Annotated in this window: 21 protein-coding genes; 16 read left to right on the top strand and 5 right to left on the bottom strand. The window is 28.8% G+C overall.

Translation table 11 applies throughout. The features are described from left to right. The first annotated feature begins 56 nt into the window (after positions 1-56). The 16 genes from FDT66_RS03065 to FDT66_RS02995 all read left to right on the top strand — a co-directional run bounded on the left by FDT66_RS03065 (position 57) and on the right by FDT66_RS02995 (position 12,239). Positions 57-779 (top strand): LytR/AlgR family response regulator transcription factor, encoded by a 723-nt coding sequence (locus FDT66_RS03065; RefSeq protein WP_138534668.1) that lies wholly within the window; start codon positions 57-59, stop codon positions 777-779. Between the two features lie 233 nt (positions 780-1,012). Beyond that, a complete protein-coding gene (locus tag FDT66_RS03060) occupies positions 1,013-2,245 on the top strand; it encodes a 3-deoxy-D-manno-octulosonic acid transferase (RefSeq protein ID WP_138534667.1) in 1,233 nt (410 codons plus the stop codon). A 46-nt stretch (positions 2,246-2,291) separates the two neighbouring features. Continuing rightward, positions 2,292-2,849 (top strand): YeeE/YedE family protein, encoded by a 558-nt coding sequence (locus FDT66_RS03055; RefSeq protein WP_138534666.1) that lies wholly within the window; start codon positions 2,292-2,294, stop codon positions 2,847-2,849. A 93-nt stretch (positions 2,850-2,942) separates the two neighbouring features. Then, positions 2,943-3,356, top strand: coding sequence for a YeeE/YedE thiosulfate transporter family protein (locus FDT66_RS03050; RefSeq protein ID WP_138534665.1), 414 nt, complete (start codon positions 2,943-2,945; stop codon positions 3,354-3,356). Next, the gene (locus FDT66_RS03045; protein WP_138534664.1) at positions 3,356-3,766 is read left to right on the top strand and encodes a hypothetical protein; all 411 of its coding nucleotides are present in this window, start codon (positions 3,356-3,358) and stop codon (positions 3,764-3,766) included. The genes FDT66_RS03050 and FDT66_RS03045 overlap by 1 nt, the downstream gene beginning before the upstream one ends. Continuing rightward, entirely contained in the window at positions 3,766-4,758 is a 993-nt protein-coding gene (gene moaA / locus FDT66_RS03040; protein ID WP_138534663.1) for a GTP 3',8-cyclase MoaA, read from the top strand. Before FDT66_RS03045 ends, moaA begins: the two co-directional genes overlap by 1 nt. A 136-nt stretch (positions 4,759-4,894) precedes the next feature. After that, entirely contained in the window at positions 4,895-5,137 is a 243-nt protein-coding gene (locus FDT66_RS03035; RefSeq protein ID WP_138534662.1) for a type II toxin-antitoxin system ParD family antitoxin, read from the top strand. Beyond that, positions 5,124-5,417: a type II toxin-antitoxin system RelE/ParE family toxin gene (locus tag FDT66_RS03030; protein ID WP_138534661.1), complete on the top strand. Its 294-nt coding sequence runs from the start codon at positions 5,124-5,126 to the stop codon at positions 5,415-5,417. The genes FDT66_RS03035 and FDT66_RS03030 overlap by 14 nt, the downstream gene beginning before the upstream one ends. After that, positions 5,418-5,591 carry a hypothetical protein gene (locus FDT66_RS13975; protein WP_171032298.1) on the top strand — a complete coding sequence of 58 codons (174 nt, stop codon included), beginning with the start codon at positions 5,418-5,420 and terminating at the stop codon, positions 5,589-5,591. Between the two features lies 1 nt (position 5,592). Continuing rightward, on the top strand, positions 5,593-6,855 hold the full coding sequence (locus FDT66_RS03025) for a molybdopterin molybdotransferase MoeA (RefSeq protein ID WP_138534660.1): 1,263 nt from the start codon (positions 5,593-5,595) through the stop codon (positions 6,853-6,855). Between the two features lie 7 nt (positions 6,856-6,862). Continuing rightward, the gene (locus FDT66_RS03020) at positions 6,863-7,141 is read left to right on the top strand and encodes a hypothetical protein (protein WP_138534659.1); all 279 of its coding nucleotides are present in this window, start codon (positions 6,863-6,865) and stop codon (positions 7,139-7,141) included. Further along, a complete protein-coding gene (gene moaC, locus FDT66_RS03015) occupies positions 7,138-7,611 on the top strand; it encodes a cyclic pyranopterin monophosphate synthase MoaC (protein WP_138534658.1) in 474 nt (157 codons plus the stop codon). The genes FDT66_RS03020 and moaC overlap by 4 nt, the downstream gene beginning before the upstream one ends. Positions 7,612-7,692: 81 nt before the next feature. Next, positions 7,693-8,829, top strand: coding sequence for an NTP transferase domain-containing protein (locus FDT66_RS03010; RefSeq protein WP_138534657.1), 1,137 nt, complete (start codon positions 7,693-7,695; stop codon positions 8,827-8,829). Next, positions 8,822-9,196 (top strand): c-type cytochrome, encoded by a 375-nt coding sequence (locus tag FDT66_RS13970; protein WP_171032280.1) that lies wholly within the window; start codon positions 8,822-8,824, stop codon positions 9,194-9,196. The genes FDT66_RS03010 and FDT66_RS13970 overlap by 8 nt, the downstream gene beginning before the upstream one ends. 176 nt (positions 9,197-9,372) lie before the next feature. After that, positions 9,373-10,464, top strand: coding sequence for a HesA/MoeB/ThiF family protein (locus FDT66_RS03000; protein ID WP_138534656.1), 1,092 nt, complete (start codon positions 9,373-9,375; stop codon positions 10,462-10,464). A 5-nt stretch (positions 10,465-10,469) separates the two neighbouring features. Further along, a complete protein-coding gene (locus tag FDT66_RS02995; protein WP_138534655.1) occupies positions 10,470-12,239 on the top strand; it encodes a MutS-related protein in 1,770 nt (589 codons plus the stop codon). 47 nt (positions 12,240-12,286) lie between these two features. Here the strand turns inward: FDT66_RS02995 and FDT66_RS02990 are convergent, their stop codons facing one another. The 5 genes from FDT66_RS02990 to mutY all read right to left on the bottom strand — a co-directional run bounded on the left by FDT66_RS02990 (position 12,287) and on the right by mutY (position 17,436). Beyond that, positions 12,287-13,843, bottom strand: a complete 1,557-nt coding sequence (locus FDT66_RS02990; protein WP_138534654.1) for a hypothetical protein — start codon at positions 13,841-13,843, stop codon at positions 12,287-12,289. A 107-nt stretch (positions 13,844-13,950) separates the two neighbouring features. Continuing rightward, complete coding sequence (gene gldD / locus FDT66_RS02985; RefSeq protein WP_138534653.1) at positions 13,951-14,502, bottom strand: gliding motility lipoprotein GldD; 552 nt, start codon at positions 14,500-14,502, stop codon at positions 13,951-13,953. Next, the gene (locus FDT66_RS02980) at positions 14,495-15,823 is read right to left on the bottom strand and encodes a gliding motility-associated protein GldE (protein ID WP_138534652.1); all 1,329 of its coding nucleotides are present in this window, start codon (positions 15,821-15,823) and stop codon (positions 14,495-14,497) included. The genes gldD and FDT66_RS02980 overlap by 8 nt, the downstream gene beginning before the upstream one ends. 18 nt (positions 15,824-15,841) lie before the next feature. Further along, positions 15,842-16,276: a single-stranded DNA-binding protein gene (locus FDT66_RS02975; protein ID WP_138534651.1), complete on the bottom strand. Its 435-nt coding sequence runs from the start codon at positions 16,274-16,276 to the stop codon at positions 15,842-15,844. 116 nt (positions 16,277-16,392) lie between these two features. Further along, positions 16,393-17,436, bottom strand: coding sequence for an A/G-specific adenine glycosylase (gene mutY, locus FDT66_RS02970; RefSeq protein WP_138534715.1), 1,044 nt, complete (start codon positions 17,434-17,436; stop codon positions 16,393-16,395). Between the last annotated feature and the right edge of the window lie 84 nt (positions 17,437-17,520).

The raw sequence follows: 17,520 nt of genomic DNA, 5'->3' as shown, positions 1-17,520 counted from the left end.
TTTGATTTTTTGATTTTTTACTCTTTAATAATTAAATTAGCACAAATTGTAAATTAATGAGTAAAATAAAAATTTTAGTAGTTGAAGATGAGCTTATTATTGCAGATAATATTTGTGACACGTTAAACGATTTAGGTTATGAAACTACTGAGCCAGCAATAAATTACACTGAAGCTTTAGCTACCATAGAATCAGAAAAACCAGATATTGCCATATTAGATATTCAGCTTTCTGGAAAAAAAACAGGTATAGATATTGCAAAAAAAATTAAAGAAAAATACAATTTCCCATTTATATTTCTTACTTCAAATTCGGATGCTTTTACGGTAAATCAAGCAAAAGAAGTAATGCCTCCAGCATATTTAATAAAACCCTTTTCTAAAGAAGAGTTGTATAGTTCCATAGAAATTGCATTGCATAATTTTTCAATGAAAATTGGACATATGAGTGATGAAAATTTAATAATTAAAGATTCTATATTCATCAAAGAAAAAGGTTTTTATATAAAAATAAGTTTTGATGAAATTCTTTACATGAAAAGTGCACATGTTTATATTGAAATGATCTTGAAAAATGGCACGAAACACGTTGTAAGAACAAGCTTAAATGATATTTTACAAAGATTAAACGATAAATTTGTTCGTATTCATAGAGGTTATATTATTAATACAAAATACTTAGAGCAAATAAACCATACGTTTGTGAAAATTAACAATGAAGAACTTCCAATAGGAAAAAAATACAGAGAAGCCATTGTAAAAAGACTAAATTTAGTGTAACAAACTTATTTTTAGAACATTATTTATATAGTTTAGAACATTTTTCTCAAAAAGAACTTTTTTAATTATACATTTACATCATGCAAGCAAATTGTAAAACATTTTTTTCGGGGGAATGTTAATGTTTTACATAAGCTTCTAATTACAATAAAAGAAAGCCATCTTTAAAAGATGGCTTTTTTTATGTGCTTTTTTTAAGGAATAGACTAACATCTATTTTGTACTTTTACAAGATGAAATTCTTGTATGACTTTACAGTTTTTTTAGTTTCACTATTGTTGCCAATAGTGAGCATCTTCAATAAGAAAATTAAACTTTTTGTTGAAGGTAGAAAAGAAACTTTTTCAAAAATTGAAGCCTTAAAAAATGAGAAAGTTATTTGGTTTCATGCAGCCTCTTTAGGGGAATTTGAACAAGCAAGACCCATTATTGAAGAACTAAAAAAGAAAGCTAAAAAATATAAGATTTTAGTTACTTTTTTTTCACCTTCAGGGTATGAAATTAGAAAAAACTACAATTTAGCAGATGTTGTTTGCTATTTACCAATAGATTCGAAATCGAACGCAAGAAAATTTGTAAAAGAATTAAATTTAGAACTGGTAGTTTTTGTAAAATATGAGTTCTGGCCAAATCTCTTAAATGAATTAAAAAACAAGAAAGTTCATACTATTTTAGTTTCTGGAATTTTAAGAGAGAAGCAATTATTTTTTAAGAGTTATGGCGGATTTATGCGAAAATCTTTGGAGGCATTCCATCACTTTTTTGTGCAAGATGTAAATTCTGAAAAATTACTAAATTCCATCAATTTTAAAAATGTTACTGTTGCTGGAGATACTCGTTTTGATAGAGTTTCAAAAATATTAGAACAAGACAACTCATTAGAATTTATCAACCAATTTAAAAACGACACATACACAATTGTTGCAGGAAGTACTTGGAAAGAAGATGAAGAATTATTAGTGAATTACATAAATAAGTCAGCTTCAGAAGATGAGAAATTTATTTTTGCACCACACAATATTAAAGCAGATGCAATTTTAGAACTTCAAAAATCAATCAATAAAAAAACAGTTTTATTTTCTGAAAAAGAAGGTGAAAGTTTAAAACAATATCAAGTTTTTATAATAGATACTATTGGTATTTTAACCAAAATATACGCAGCTGCAAATGTTGCATATGTTGGAGGAGGTTTAAAAACGGGCTTACATAATATACTAGAACCAGCAACTTTTGGTATTCCAGTTGTGATTGGAAATAAATACCAAAAATTTAAAGAAGCAACAGATCTAGTGAAGATTGGTGGTTGTATTTCTGTAAAAAATCAAGAAGAATTTACTTCAACTTTAATCAATTTAAAAGAAGATATTAGTTTTAGAAATCTAACAGGAATTATCAACAAAAAATATATTGAAGATAATTTAGGAGCAACAAAATTAATTATAAATTATATAAAAAATAATATTTAGAATGTCTGTTCGAGCGCAGTCGAGAACTAATACAAATTTATAAACTATGGATTTTATTTTACAACCTTGGCCTTGGTTTGTTGGTGGGCCATTAATTGCACTATCACTTTTTCTTTATTTTTATTTTGGAAAAAACTTTGGTGCATCTACAAATTTTGAAACCTTATGTACGATGGCAGGTGCAGGAAAAGTGTCAGATTATTTTAAAAAAGACTGGAAAGAACGTGATTTTGCATTGCTTTTTGTAGTCGGTTTAATTATTGGAGGTTTTATTTCAGCAACATATTTAATTCCGAATCAAAAGATAGATTTAAACCCAAAAACAGTTCAAGAATTAACAGATTTAGGCTTTAGTAATGTTGCAAATCAATATTTTCCTGATGAAATTTTTAGTGAAGAAGTTGTGTTTTCTCTTAAAGGATTTTTAATATTAATCTTATCAGGTGTTTTAATTGGTTTTGGAACACGTTATGCAGGTGGTTGTACTTCTGGACACGCAATAACAGGTTTAAGTAGTTTGCAATTGCCATCTTTATTAGCGGTAATTGGCTTTTTTATCGGCGGTATTATTGCTGCTTGGTTTATAATTCCAATCTTATTTTAATAAATAATTGGTAAAAGAAAAAATAATTATACTCAAAAAATGTCTCTTCGAGCGCAGTCGAGAAGTTAGTTGAAAGTTTAAAATATTATCAAAATGAAAAACATAAAATTTTTAATCCTCGGAATTTTTTTCGCAATCGTATTAAGTAAAACCCAAGCAATTTCTTGGTATCGTTTTTACGAAATGTTCCGTTTTCAATCTTTTCACATGTTTGGAATTATTGGAGGTGCAGTTTTAATTTCAGCAATTATTATGCAATTGTTTAAAAGCGAAAAAATAAAAGATATGAATGGAAATAAAATTGTTCCAAAACCAAAGAAAAAAGGATTTATAAACACTATCTTAGGAGGAACATTATTCGGTTTAGGCTGGGGAATTTCTGGAGCTTGTGCAGCACCAATTTTTGTAATTCTCGGTTTTAAATTTTTACCAGCTTTAATTTTATTAGTAGGGGCACTTTTAGGTGCTTTTCTATATGGTTTAGTAAGTAAAAAACTACCGAACTAATGGAAAAACATTGGAAGCTTTCTAACGAAGAGTTTGAAGATAAGTTTTCTAAAAATACGTTTAGACCTTTGTGGTTTACTCACGAAGCACATTTGCGGTTGGCTTGGATTTATATTAACAAATATGGTAAAGAAATAGCTTTGAAAATGTACAAAAATCAACTTTATGATTTTGCAATAAAATATAAAGCTGAAACAAAATTTAATGCTACAATTACCTTTGCTTCAATACAAATTATGAGTTATTATATAAATAAATCAGTTTCTAATGATTTTAAAAATTTTATTGAGGAGTTTCCACAATTAAAAAACAATTTTAAAGAGATACTTAGAACACATTATTCAAGTGATATATTTACCTCAGCTGAAGCAAAAAAGAATATTTTACAACCAGATTTAGTTGCATTTTAATGAGCAAATTAATAGATAGTTTTGGACGACAAATAGAGTATGTAAGACTCGCAGTTACAGATAGGTGTAATTTGCGTTGCCAATACTGTATGCCTGCTCAAGGAATAAATATTGTGCCTAAACAAGAGTTACTTTCTTTTAAAGAAATGTATCGTTTAATTCGTGTGTTAACAGAATTAGGTGTAACAAAAGTGCGTTTAACTGGAGGTGAGCCTTTTGTTCGTAAAGACTTTGTCGGTTTTTTAGAAATGTTGTCTTATAACGATTTGTTAGATGCAATAAATATCACCACAAATGGAGCAATGATTTCTCAACATATTCCAACAATTGAAAAGCTGAAAAAAGTAAAAAACATCAATTTGAGTATTGATAGTTTGCAGCGAGAAAAATTCGCTAAAATTACCAGAAGAGATGTTTTTCCTGAAGTTTATAAAACATTTGAATTATTAGAGAAAAGTAGTTTAAATTTAAAATTAAACGTAGTTGTACAATCTGGTTTTAATACAGACGAAATTGTAGATTTTGTAAGATTAACAAAAGATAAAAATGTTGCTGTACGTTTCATAGAAGAAATGCCTTTCAATGGAACAGGACAACGTGATATGCAAGAAAATTGGACATTTAAAAAGATTTTAAGCGAGATAAAAACAGAATTTGACGTTCAAGAAATTAAATCTGAAAAATCATCAACTTCAAGAAATTATAAAATTGAAAATCATTTAGGTTCTGTTGGAATTATTCCTGCCTTTACAAGAACAATTTGTAACGATTGTAATCGAATTAGAATCACTTCCACAGGTACTTTTAAAAATTGTTTATTTGATGATGGTGTTTTTAATCTTCGAGATTTTATAAGAAAAGGAGCATCTAATGACGATTTAAAAGACCTTTTTTTAGGTTTGGTGAAAAATAAACCTGAAAATGGTTTTATAGCAGAGGCAAATAGAAAAGATGGTGGAGCTTCTGAAAGTATGAGTACTATTGGAGGGTAGAAAAAAGCCCATCTTAATCTTCCCAAAGGGAAGAGACACTATTGTGTTTAAAGTACTCTAAAAGTTTGTTTGTTTTTATTTAATATACTTTAAATATGATGCAAATAATTACTATATTGCATCAAAATGATTCATTATGGAAACAGTTAGAAAATCTATTACATTTACAGAAAAGCAAAACGAGTGGATTCGACTTCAAATTGAAAAAGGAGATTTTACCAATGACAGCGAATATATTAGAGATTTGGTAAGAAAAGATCAATCTGAAAATTTTAAATTATTAGAATTAAAAAACGCCATTGATATTGGTTTTAATAGTGGTGTAAGTACAAAAAAAATATCTGATTTAATGAGAGAAGTAGATAATGGGCAACTATAAATTATCTGGTGCATCCTCAAATGATGTTGTTGGTATTTATAAATTTGGGATTGTAACTTTTGGTTTATATTCAGCAAAAGAATATGTTGCATCGTTAGAACTTTTTTTAGAAGAATTATCAGAAAGACCTGAATTAGCAAGAGATGCTTCTATGTTTGCTAAAGATTTACTTTTTTACAGATATAAAGCACACGTCATTTTCTATGTTTTCGATGGAAATAATGAAATCTTAGTAATCAGAATTTTAGGGAAACGAATGGATTTTATTCAACATTTATAGATGATTTATAGCTTGGTTTGTTTTATAATTGGAGTTGTAGTTTTGTTTTTTGCAATAAAATTACACAGTAAGAAAGATAATTTATGGGACAATTCAACTACTTTAAAAGGAATTTTAGGTGGAATAATTTTAATTATTTTAGGCTTTATAACTTTATTTAAAGGTTGGAATTAATATGATTTCAGTAAAAGAAGCAAAAAACATAATTTTAAATTCAACTCAAAATTTCGGAATTGAAGAAATTCCGTTTATAAAATCTGTAGGTAGAGTTTTAAAAGAAGATATTCTAGCAGATAGAGATTTTCCTCCATTTAATAGAGTTTCTATGGATGGAATTGCAATAGATTTCCAAGAATTTAGTTCTCGACTGCGCTCGAACAGACCATTAAATTTCAAAATTGAAGGAATTCAGCCAGCAGGAAGTAAGCAAATAACTTTAAAAAATACAGAAAATTGTATTGAAGTAATGACTGGTGCAGTTTTACCAAATAATACAAATACAGTAATTCGTTACGAAGATGTGACCATCAAAAATGGAATCGCAACTATAAATATTGATAAAATTAAAGACGTCCAAAATGTTCATCAGAAGGGAAAAGATGAAAAAATTGGCGATTTATTAATCAAAAAAAACACAAAAATATCAGCAGCAGAAATTGGTGTTTTGGCAACTGTTGGAAAATCGTTTGTAAAAGTTGCAAAACAACCAAAAGTAATGATAGTTTCTACTGGTGATGAATTGGTTGGTGTTGATGAAATTCCTTTAGAACATCAAATAAGAAGAAGTAATGTTTTTACATTGGTTTCACTATTAGAAAAACTAAATATTCCTTCAGAAACGGCTCATATTACAGATGATAAACCCATTTTAAAACAAAAAATAGAAGCGTATTTACAGGAATATGACGTTTTGCTTTTTAGTGGAGCGGTCAGCAAAGGTAAATTCGATTTTTTACCCCAAGTTTTTGAGGAATTAGGAGTAGAAAAATTATTTCATAAAATTGCACAAAGACCTGGAAAACCTTTTTGGTTCGGAAGCACAGCTTCTTTAAGTATTAGTGAACAGGATGTTTATCAGAATGAAAAAGGAAATAAGAATAATAAAAAGACAATTGTGTTTGGATTTCCTGGAAACCCAATTTCTACATTTGTAAATTGTTTGGCGTATTTTTATTCTTGGTATTATAAATCAGTTGGAGTAGAAGTTGAAGAAGAAACCGCAATTTTAGCAGAAGATTTTGTTTTTAAACCGAGCTTAACTTATTTTTTACAAGTAAAATTAAGCTACAAATTCGGACATTTAGTGGCAATTCCAATTACAGGAAATGGTTCTGGAGATTTAGCTAGTTTGGTAAATGCAGATGCTTTTATTCAACTACCAAATGATAAAAATGAGTTTAAAAGTGGAGAAGTTTTTCCTGTAATTAGATATAGGTAATAAGTATATGAAAAGAATATTTTGTTTTTTATTATTAATATTATTTAGTTGTAACAATCAAAATAAAGTTTTAAAATTTGTTGTTGATTGTGATAGTATTGTATCTATTAATGGAGAAGTATTTGATATGAATCAAATTAAAGAAATTGTATATAAACATCGTTTAAAATTTAATTCAGAAGCAGAATTCAAAGTTGAAGTTTGTGAAAAGACTAAAGTTAATATTGTTGTTGAGTTAAGAAAGATAATTAAATCTTCGGCTAAAAATAACCATTATTTAAAATGAAAAATTTCACACACATAAACAAAAAAGGAAATCCAAAAATGGTAAATGTTTTTGATAAGAAAATTACCAAAAGAACTGCACTTGCAAAAGCAACCATGTTTTTAGGAAAAGAAGTGATTTCTAATTTTTCTGATAATGAATTATCAACCAAAAAAGGCCCTGTTTTTCAGACTGCAATTATTGCAGGAATTCAGGGTGTTAAAAAGACTTCAGAACTAATACCTATGTGTCATCCATTGTTAATTAATGGAGTAGATATTGATATTAAAATTATCGATTCAGAAAACATAGAAGTGCTTTGTGAAGTTACGATTACAGGGAAAACTGGTGTAGAAATGGAAGCTCTAACTGGTGCAAATATTACTTGTTTAACTATTTATGATATGTGTAAAAGCATCAGTCAAAAAATGGTGATTAAGGAAGTAAAGTTGGTAGAAAAAACTGGAGGAAAATCGGATATTAAAAATTAGAATGTCTCCTCGAGCGCAGTCGAGAGGTTATAATTAGTTCTCGGCTGCGCTTGAATAGATATTGTGAAAAAGGATAAAATTTTGAAAAAACACAAAAAACATACAAATATAGAAAGAAGAAATAATGATAATTTCGCTCCAAACGAAATCGCTATTTTAGGAACAAATTGTGGGATAATTTCAGATTTGGTTCATAAGGTTTCAGAAAAATTATCAAACTATAAATTGGCGTATTTTGATGCTTCCCACGCAAAAGATGTTCAAGAAAATAAATTGTCTGAATATACTTTTCATCATGAAGGGAATTTACAAATAACAACTTCTGGAAACGTAAATAAATTTGAACAACGTTTACAGTTTACTAAATACGATTATGTTTTTATCAATGGAAACCATTATCAAGGGGCGAAACAAATTCTAATTTTAGACGAAGCAAAAAAAGCTTCCGTATTCAAAAGATTGGAGCAATTAGACAACATTCAGTTTATTGTTAAGTTGAAAAAAGAAACGGAATTTTTCAACTTTTTAGTGGAGAAATTTCCAAACATAAAAAATAAACTTTGTTATACAATTGATGAAGTTGATAAAATCGCAAATCATATCAATAATCTCATCCAAGAGAAAATTGCTCCGATAAAAGGACTTGTTTTAGTTGGTGGGAAAAGCACCAGAATGGGTACAGATAAATCTGAATTGAATTATTTTGGAAAACCTCAAAAAGAACACGCTAAAGAATTATTAGAAAACAATAATTTTGAAACGTATTATTCTGTTCAGAATGAATCTTCTGTTTCTTCGAGCGCAGTCGAGAAGTCTCAATTTACTAACGAAATTCCAGATGTTTTTCTAAACCTTGGCCCTTTTGGAGGAATTTGTTCTGCATTTCAAAAAGACCCAAATTCAGCTTGGTTGGTTTTGGCAACAGATGTTCCTTTTGTAAATGACAAAGTTATTCAGCAATTACTAAAACATAGAAATCCGAGTAAAGTTGCTACAGCAATTAAAGGAAAAAACAAAGAGTTTGTAGAGCCTTTAATTACCATTTACGAACCAAAAGCATATGCAATTTTATTACAATATTTAGCACAAGGTTATTCTTGTCCGCGTAAAATGCTAATTAATTCTGACGTGGAAATTGTAGAAATTGATGACTCTTTTATTAGAAATGTAAACACTCCTGAAGAGTTTGAGATGGCTAAAAAGGAGATAAATGGATAATAAAAACAGGATAAAAGTTTCATTCTTTATGATTTTTATAATTGCAGTTGCTGTTTTTATATCTTCTAATAGATTTGAAGAAGAAACTATGGTTTGTGGAACACCAGATTTTATAAGTATTTGTGGAAATACTTTAGACGAAAACCAAAAAGAAGGGAGAAAATTATTCAAAATTCTTTGTGCTTCTTGTCACAAATTAGATAAAAAACTTATTGGACCAGCTTTAGGTGGAATAAAAAGAGATTCAATTTCATTTTTTAATTATATAGTTATAAAAGATACAATTACTAATAATTATCATAAGCCAAATTTTAAACAATTATCTATTCAAAACACGAACGAAATACTTTTATATTTGAATAATTAAAAAAATTATCAATATAATTTTGATAAAGAATCAACTATAAAAAACTAAAAATTCCAACACAGTTTGTCATTCCGAAGGAATCTCAACGCTTTGTTGCTCACTCATTGGTAAGACCCTTTCAGGGTGACAAACTGTATGTAGTATAAAAAAAATACTGAAACAAGTTCAGCATAATAATGAAACTAACAAAAAACGAACTTTTCAAACGTCAAATAACTTTACAAGAAATTGGAAAAATTGGGCAAGAAAAACTACAAAACGCATCTGTTTTGGTGGTTGGTTGTGGAGGTTTAGGAAGTCCAATTGCAGTGTATTTAGCATCAAGTGGTATTGGAAAATTGCATTTAGTAGATTTCGATACTGTGGATGTAACCAATCTTCACAGACAAGTTTTTTATACTTTAGAAGATGTAGATCAACCAAAAGCAGCAATTTTATCTGCATTTATTAAAAAAAGAGCACCTTTTACAGAAGTAACTTTTTCTAACAACCCAATTACAAAGTCAACTGTTTTTGAGATGATTGAAAAAGTAGACGTTATTGTAGATGGAACAGATTCCCTACCAACAAAATACTTGTTAAACGATGCTTGTGTTGTTAAAAACAAACCATTAGTTTATGGTTCTCTGTATAAATTTGATGGCTATGTGGCAACTTTTAACGTCTTGCAAAAAGACGGAAGTTATTCCGCAAATTTAAGAGATGCGTTTCCAGAAATGGCAACAGACATTCCTAATTGCGAAGAAGCTGGAACGTTAAATGCAATTGTAGGCATGATTGCAATGCAACAAGTAAATGAAGTTTTAAAATTGGTTACAAGCATTGGAAAACCATTAACAAATCAACTTCGTATATATAATACCTTGCAAAACACTGAGTTAAAAATGAAGTTAAAACCTACTTTTTTGAAAGATAAAATTGCAAAAATTTTTAAAGTGCAAACCTATATTGATGCAGCATGTGCTGGTCAGAATCCTGATTGGCAAATAGCTCCAGAAGAGTTAAAAAAACGTCTGTCATTTCGAGCGGAGTCGAGAAATCTCGAAATTATTGCAGTTTTAAACAATTTAAAACTCCCTTTTGATGTGCAACAAACAATTCATATTAATAGTTTCGATGCAGATAAAATTACGGTTGATAAAAGTAAAACCTATGTAATGGTTTGTCAGCGTGGTTTTAACAGTTACAGAGCCACTGTAAAATTAAAAAATAAATATCCAGATTTAGAAGTGTTGAATTTAACTGGAGGAATTTCGAGTTACAAATAAAATACATGAAAAACCCAGTAGAATTTTACATAAATCATAAATCCGAATTAGAAACAAAAGCCAATGCGCTTAAAAAGAAATCAGCCAATTTAAGTGTATTTAGATTTGCTTTTTTTTTAGCGACTTGTTTTTTAGTCTATTTAACTTTCGGAAAATATCCAGATGTTTTAATCATCGCTTTTTTAGGTTTTTTATTATTTAGTTTCTTAGTTGTAAAACATGTAAATCTTAAAAGAAAAAGAAATATTCTTGCAGAAAAAATTAAAATTAATACTGTTGAAGTTGAAGTTTTAAATAGCCATTTTCATCATTTGGAAACAGGTTCAGCATTTATAAATCCTACACATTTTTATAGCAATGATATCGATTTATTTGGAAATGGTTCTTTCTTTCAATATATAAATAGAACAAAAACAAAAGACGGAAAAGTAGTTTTAGCAAACTACTTAACAGAAAACAGTACAGCTACTATTTTAGAGAAACAAGAAACTTTAAAAGAACTTTCTGGCAAAATAAAATGGCGTCAACATTTTTCTGCTTTGGCAAGTTTGGTTTCTGTAAATACTACTTCAAACGTAATTGTTAGTTGGATTTCTAATTACAAAACTGTCTTTCCAAAATTTTTTAAAACACTCCAAATTATTTTTACAATTGTTTCTTTGGTGTTAATTGGGTTGGTTTCCTTTAGGCAAATTTCTTTCACTTTTATTGTTATTTGGTTTTTTATAGGACTTTTTATTACGGGCAGATTTGTGCTAAAAATAAATCATTTATATACAGAAGCAAGTAAAGCAAGAGACACATTTACGCAATATCATTATTTATTAAATGAAATTGAGAAAGAAGTATTTACTTCAAAAATATTAAAAGAGAAACAACAAATTATCAATTCAGAAAACAAAAAAGCCTCTGCTATTTTTAAAGAATTTGCCAGAATTTTAGATACTTTCGATCAGAGAAACAATGTTATTATCGCAGTTTTTGGAAATGGGTTGTTTTTGACAGAAATTTACAATGTTTGTAAAGTCGAAAAATGGATTTCAACCTACAAACACACAGTCGAAAATTGGTTTGAAGTGGTTACTTTTTTTGATGCTCAAAATTCGTTGGCAAATTTTGTATTCAATCATCCAAAATTTATTTTTCCTGAAATTACTTCAGAAAAAAAAGTGATTAGAGCTACCAATTTAGGGCATCCTTTATTGAATTCAGAAAAAAGAGTTGATAATGACTTCAACATCAATAAAGAAGAGTTTTTTATTGTTACAGGTGCAAATATGGCTGGAAAAAGTACATTTTTAAGAACGGTTTCTTTATCTATTGTGATGGCAAATTGTGGTTTGCCAGTTTGTGCAAAAAGTTTTCAATATCATCCTATAAAACTGATTACTAGTATGCGAACTTCAGATTCTTTAACAGAAGATGAATCGTATTTTTATTCAGAATTAAAGCGTTTAAAATTTATTGTTGATGAAATTGAAAATGAAGATTACTTTATCATTTTAGATGAAATTTTAAAAGGAACGAATAGTAAAGACAAGGCAGTTGGCTCTAAAAAATTCGTTGAAAAACTGTCAAAATCTAAATCTACAGGAATCATTGCAACACATGATGTAAGTTTATGTGAGTTAGAAAATGAATTTAAAGACATAAAAAATTATTTTTTCGATGCAGAAATTATTAATAATGAGTTGCATTTTGATTATACATTAAAAAACGGAATTTGTAAAAATATGAATGCTTCTTTTTTATTAAAGAAAATGGAGATTATATAAAAGAGGTCTAAAATTAATTAAACCTCTTTTTCTAAATCTCTTATCAATTAAAACTTTTTGGTTAAAGTTACTTTCCAAACTTTGTTAGAAGCTCTAGATTTTGTTACACCATAAGTTCCTGGATGTGAAGCAAAAGCCTCTATGCCACCAAAAACGTATCCAATTTCTACACTTGTTTTTGTTTCTCCAAAAACGGTATTTGTGTCTAAAATATCTGGAGATACTGATGTGCTTTGAAAATTATTAGATGGAAAGAAAATGGCTTCTGCACCATAAAAAGGTTTCGAATTGGTATTATTATTTGCAAATAAGTTTTGACTAAAAGTACTATTTGTACTTGTTAACGGATTGCTTTCTACAAATAACTTAATATGTGTTCCTGTGTTTGTAAATCCAGATAAACGCACTTCTTTACTTGTGTTTCCATCTCCAATTCCTCCTAATAAAAAAGTATGTAAAATTTTAGTAGAAGCATCATAAGCTACTATATTTGGAGCAGAGTATACATTTAAGTTTTTTTGGTTATATGCTTTGTCATAAGTATATAATTTATTGTTACTATTTGCCCAATTTGGATGCACGTAAATAGCGTCATTCCAGGCTTGTAAATCTTCACCAGGTTTAAAAACTCCAGCATAAATTGCAATACTTTCTTCTAATTCTTGATTTAAAGTATTGTAATATAAAGAAGGCGTAATTGGGCCATCTCTTCTTCTAAAAATTGAGTTATCATCAGAAGAAACTCCTTTTGGGTCACTAATATCAGAAATTGGAGCATTTACAGTAACACTTAAAGATGATGGTTCTGCAGCATTAGCAACAGAAAAAGGATACACTGCATCAACATATTTTTGACCATTAGAAAACAATGGAGCACTTTTTCCAAAATTATGACCTCCAACTAAATAAAAAGTACCATTGTTAATCTCACTTCCTCCAATATAATGCAATTCTCCTCCAGTACTAATTAGGTTTTCATTTTCAGTAAACGCAAATAGTTCTGATTCTACAACTTTAGCATATTCTTTTTTTACTAAATGAATCATAGATGGAATGTGAATTCGAGCAACTTGATTGTAAGTTGTATATCCGTTTTTAGGGTTTTCAAAATCTAGTGGACCAAAACCACCAACAATAAATAAATAGTCTTCAACTTGTTTTACCAATGCATTTGTGTTTCTAAAAACAGTAGTATATTTTGTGAGTGTCTCTAAGTTATAAGATGCGAAGTTTTCTGCTACAGCAGCTATCATTTCATTAATTGTAATACTTTCAGGTACTGCATTTGTAGATGGATTATACACATAAATACTTTCGTTAAAAGAAGTTGGAGGAAAAGATTCTTCTGCATAGTCACTATTTTTTCTCATATCATGCAAGCCACCATCGTCTGCTTTTTTATTTGTTCTTCCTGCAAAAAGTAACCAATTATCACCTGAAATTCCGTGAGAAAAAGATTGTAAAGCAGGTGCATTTGAGTTAGAAATAGAGTCTATAGAAATTGTATATTCTGGAATTAATATTACTTTTTCCTTTGTATTACACGAATAAAATAAGCAAAATGATATTGCTAAAATTGTAGTATTAATAAATCTTTTTTTCATAATTATTAAGTTTGGTTAGACTACCAAATAACTTAAAAATCATAGAAAATTTCTAGCGTTTTATTTTCTGTTTAGTAAAACAGGTATTTTTACTTGAAGTTAAAAAGTTACTTCCTCCATTCCAAACTTTCTATAAGTTGAAAAATATCTTCTTTAATGTAGGCAACAGCAGGTAAAATAGAATCGTAATTTGGTTTTGCATAAAAATATAAAGACCCTTTTATGAAGTTTTTTGTGCTATCTGTAACATGAAATTGTAATTGTGAAGCTGCATTTCCGGTAATTTCATACATGCTTCCAAAAACCTTTTTCTTACTGTTCACAAAATCTTTAGGAATAATTTGTTCTGCTTTTACAGCGTGTTTAAAAACTAATTTTTCAGCCTCTGTTAATAATTCTTTTATATTGTTATTTACGGGTCTGTATGTAATATCTAAGGAAGCTTTTAAATTTGGGTATTTAATTTTTAGCCAATTATTTGGCTCGTCAATTACATCAGTATTTTTTAAAACTTGAAAAGTATAAGGTCTTTCAAGAGTTATTTTTTTATATTTTTTTGCTGGATATGTTAAGCTTAAATAGGCTTTTGGTTTTGGTAAAACATCATTTTTACAAGAAATAAAAATGAATACAAAAAGGACTGAAAAAAAGTTACGCATTTCTGGTTGCTTTTACTTGTTTAATACGTTTTCTATCTAACGCTTCAATAGTAAACGTATAGTTCTTAAACTTTATTTTTTCTCCTCTTCTTGGAAATTTTCCAGAAATTTCTAATATAAAACCTGCCAAAGTTTCGCTTTCGCCTTTTTCTTCTTCAAAAATGGCTTCATCTTCATCGTCTAAAACTTTACAAAAATCTTTAATGGTAGTTTTTCCTTCAAAAATATAATTGTTTTCATCTATTTTAGAGTAGGCTAAATCTTCATCATCAAATTCATCATTAATATCACCAACGATTTCCTCTATAACATCATCTAAGGTAACTAAACCACTTGTGCCTCCATACTCATCAACAACAATGGCTAAGTGGTTTTTAATGGCTCTAAAATCACCTAACAAGTCGTCTAATTTTTTGTTTTCTGGTACAAAAAACGGTTCTCTTACCAAATTTTGCCATTCGAAAGACTTTTTATAAAGGTGTGCCAACAAATCTTTGGCGTACAAAACGCCCACAATATTGTCTATATTTTCATGATAAACAGGATTTCTAGAATACCCATTTTCTAGAATTTTTTCTAAAACTACATCATAAGGTTCCTCGTCTGAAAGTGCAAAAATATCAATTCGAGGTTTCATAATTTGTACGGTTTCTGTATTTCCAAAATTTACGATTCCTTGTAAAATTTTTTGTTCGTCTTTTGTGGTTGCTCCTTGTGAGGTTAATTCTAATGCTTGTGATAATGTTTCTACCGAAAAATTACTTCCTTTACTACCCAGCTTCTTTTCAATCCATTTTGTTAAACTAATTAATGGCATTGTAAATGGGGTTAAAATAAAATTTATAACATGAATAAATTTAGACATTGCTTTAGAGAAACGTAATGCGTTTCTAGAAGCATATACTTTTGGTAAAACCTCACCAAATAATAAAATTAAGAAGGTTACTAAAATTATTTCTATGAAAAAACGAACAGATACTTCAAAAAAACCTAAGTTTAATGAATAGTTGAAGTTTCCAAAGAGTGTATCTGCTAAAGATGCAAATAGTAATACAATTAAAATATTTATAAAATTATTTGTAATTAATATGGTTGCTAATAATTTTCTGGGTCTTTCTAATAAAGTAACAACAATATTTTGTTCTTTTCCGTTTTTAGAAAGTTCATTAAGATCTGTTTGAGATAGCGAGAAAAAAGCAACTTCTGTACCAGAAACAAGTGCAGAACTTAAAAGCAATAAAAGAAGTGCAATTCCATTTAAAGAAATAATGAAATCAATAGAAGCTAAAACGTAAAATAATAATTGGGGATCTGGATCCAATTTTAATTTTTTTTAATGTTAAAAAGGTAAATCGTCATTTTCTTCTGGAGCAATTGATTTTGTTTCAGAAGGTTTTGCTACGTTTTGTTGAGGTGGATAATTGTTACTTTCAGAATTCTTTTTTGTAGTTAACATTGTCATTTCAGTAACCTGTACTTCTGTAGAATAGCGTTTTACGCCATCTTGTTCCCACTGTCTGTTTTTTAATTTCCCCTCTACATATACTTTATCACCTTTAGATAAATATTTTTCACAAACTTTAGCCAAACCATTTCTTACAACAATATTGTGCCAATCTGTATTGGTTACTTTTTCTCCAGTTTGTTTACTGGTATAACTTTCTGAAGTTGCAATTGGGAAACGTCCCACACAATTTTGATCATCAAAATAATGCATTTTCACGTCATCACCCAAATTTCCAATCAAAATTACTTTGTTAATTGTACCTGCCATAGCTTAATATTTTGTCAGGTCGAGCGCAGTCGAGACCTAAATTCAACCTCTCGACTGCGCTCGAGGTGACAAACTTAAAAGTTTGTAAAATTATAATCAAATGTACTAAAATATCATTAATTTTTAGGTTGAAATTCTTCCAAAAAGTTGGCAACTAAAACTGGAACTGGAAATTGTTTAATTTTATTCCAAGAAATAGTTGCCTTTTTAAGTGATTTTGTTTCAACAATCCAAAAACTAGTATACAAATGTTGATGAGATAGTTTATGTATAATTTCTTTTTTATTGTAAAGTGAAATTGTTGTTTCGTTAGGAAATAAATCAATAAATTTTTCTGAATTAACTATTTCTTTTTGATTGATGCTTTTGTCACTCTCAATTAGCGGAAATTGGTATAAACCTTGCCAAATTCCTTTCCCTTTTCTTTCAGATAAAATGGTTTTCTGGTCTTCTGTTTTAATAACCAAATAATTAAAATATCGTTTACGAACTTTTATTTTTTTTTCTTTTACAGGCAGTTCTTTAACAAGATTTTTTTCAAAAGCAACACAGCTATCATTAAAAGGACACGATTCACACAAAGGATTTTGAGGTTTGCATTGTGTTGCACCAAAATCCATTATTGCTTGGTTGTAAGTTCCTGGTTGTTTTTTGTCAATTAAAGATTGTGCTAAGGTTTTAAATTCCTTAATTCCTTCAGTTGAGTTAATTGCTGTGTAAATTCCAAAATACCGAGAAAGTACTCTATAAACATTTCCATCTACAACTGCAGTAGGTTCATTAAAACAAATAGAAGCAATTGCAGAAGCTGTATAATCACCAACACCTTTTAGTTTTATAATTTCTTTATAGGTTGATGGGAAAACACCATTAAGTTCATTTACAATGTATTTTGCGCTATAATGAAGGTTTCTTGCACGAGAATAATACCCCAAACCTTGCCACATTTTTAAAACGGTACTTTCGTCTGCTTTTGCGAGGTCAAAAACTGTCGGAAAAGTGGTTGTAAATTTTAAATAATAAGACAAACCTTGGGCAACTCTTGTTTGTTGAAGCATAATTTCGCTCAACCAAATAAAATATGGGTTTTGGGTTTCACGCCAAGGAAGTGTACGTTTGTTTTTTAAATACCAGTATATTAGTTTGTTATAAAATTTCATCATAAAAAAATAGAATTACAAAACTACATTTTAAAATTCACATAAATTTAAGTCTTAATCTTTTTGGAATTGATTAATTGTCAT

Source organism: Polaribacter aestuariivivens, assembly GCF_005885675.1.
GTDB lineage: Bacteria > Bacteroidota > Bacteroidia > Flavobacteriales > Flavobacteriaceae > Polaribacter > Polaribacter aestuariivivens.
The sequence above is the reverse complement of the archived record's forward strand: the minus strand, read 5'-3'. Positions and strand labels throughout refer to the sequence as shown.

Bases quoted from the DNA above. Each gene is read 5' to 3' on its own strand.
- FDT66_RS03065 (WP_138534668.1), top strand. From the start codon at position 57: ATGAGTAAAATAAAAATTTTAGTAGTTGAAGATGAGCTTATTATTGCA.
- FDT66_RS03060 (WP_138534667.1), top strand. From the start codon at position 1,013: ATGAAATTCTTGTATGACTTTACAGTTTTTTTAGTTTCACTATTGTTG.
- FDT66_RS03055 (WP_138534666.1), top strand. From the start codon at position 2,292: ATGGATTTTATTTTACAACCTTGGCCTTGGTTTGTTGGTGGGCCATTA.
- FDT66_RS03050 (WP_138534665.1), top strand. From the start codon at position 2,943: ATGAAAAACATAAAATTTTTAATCCTCGGAATTTTTTTCGCAATCGTA.
- FDT66_RS03045 (WP_138534664.1), top strand. From the start codon at position 3,356: ATGGAAAAACATTGGAAGCTTTCTAACGAAGAGTTTGAAGATAAGTTT.
- moaA (WP_138534663.1), top strand. From the start codon at position 3,766: ATGAGCAAATTAATAGATAGTTTTGGACGACAAATAGAGTATGTAAGA.
- FDT66_RS03035 (WP_138534662.1), top strand. From the start codon at position 4,895: ATGGAAACAGTTAGAAAATCTATTACATTTACAGAAAAGCAAAACGAG.
- FDT66_RS03030 (WP_138534661.1), top strand. From the start codon at position 5,124: ATGGGCAACTATAAATTATCTGGTGCATCCTCAAATGATGTTGTTGGT.
- FDT66_RS13975 (WP_171032298.1), top strand. From the start codon at position 5,418: ATGATTTATAGCTTGGTTTGTTTTATAATTGGAGTTGTAGTTTTGTTT.
- FDT66_RS03025 (WP_138534660.1), top strand. From the start codon at position 5,593: ATGATTTCAGTAAAAGAAGCAAAAAACATAATTTTAAATTCAACTCAA.
- FDT66_RS03020 (WP_138534659.1), top strand. From the start codon at position 6,863: ATGAAAAGAATATTTTGTTTTTTATTATTAATATTATTTAGTTGTAAC.
- moaC (WP_138534658.1), top strand. From the start codon at position 7,138: ATGAAAAATTTCACACACATAAACAAAAAAGGAAATCCAAAAATGGTA.
- FDT66_RS13970 (WP_171032280.1), top strand. From the start codon at position 8,822: ATGGATAATAAAAACAGGATAAAAGTTTCATTCTTTATGATTTTTATA.
- FDT66_RS03000 (WP_138534656.1), top strand. From the start codon at position 9,373: ATGAAACTAACAAAAAACGAACTTTTCAAACGTCAAATAACTTTACAA.
- FDT66_RS02995 (WP_138534655.1), top strand. From the start codon at position 10,470: ATGAAAAACCCAGTAGAATTTTACATAAATCATAAATCCGAATTAGAA.
- FDT66_RS02990 (WP_138534654.1), bottom strand. From the start codon at position 13,843: ATGAAAAAAAGATTTATTAATACTACAATTTTAGCAATATCATTTTGC.
- gldD (WP_138534653.1), bottom strand. From the start codon at position 14,502: ATGCGTAACTTTTTTTCAGTCCTTTTTGTATTCATTTTTATTTCTTGT.
- FDT66_RS02975 (WP_138534651.1), bottom strand. From the start codon at position 16,276: ATGGCAGGTACAATTAACAAAGTAATTTTGATTGGAAATTTGGGTGAT.
- mutY (WP_138534715.1), bottom strand. From the start codon at position 17,436: ATGAAATTTTATAACAAACTAATATACTGGTATTTAAAAAACAAACGT.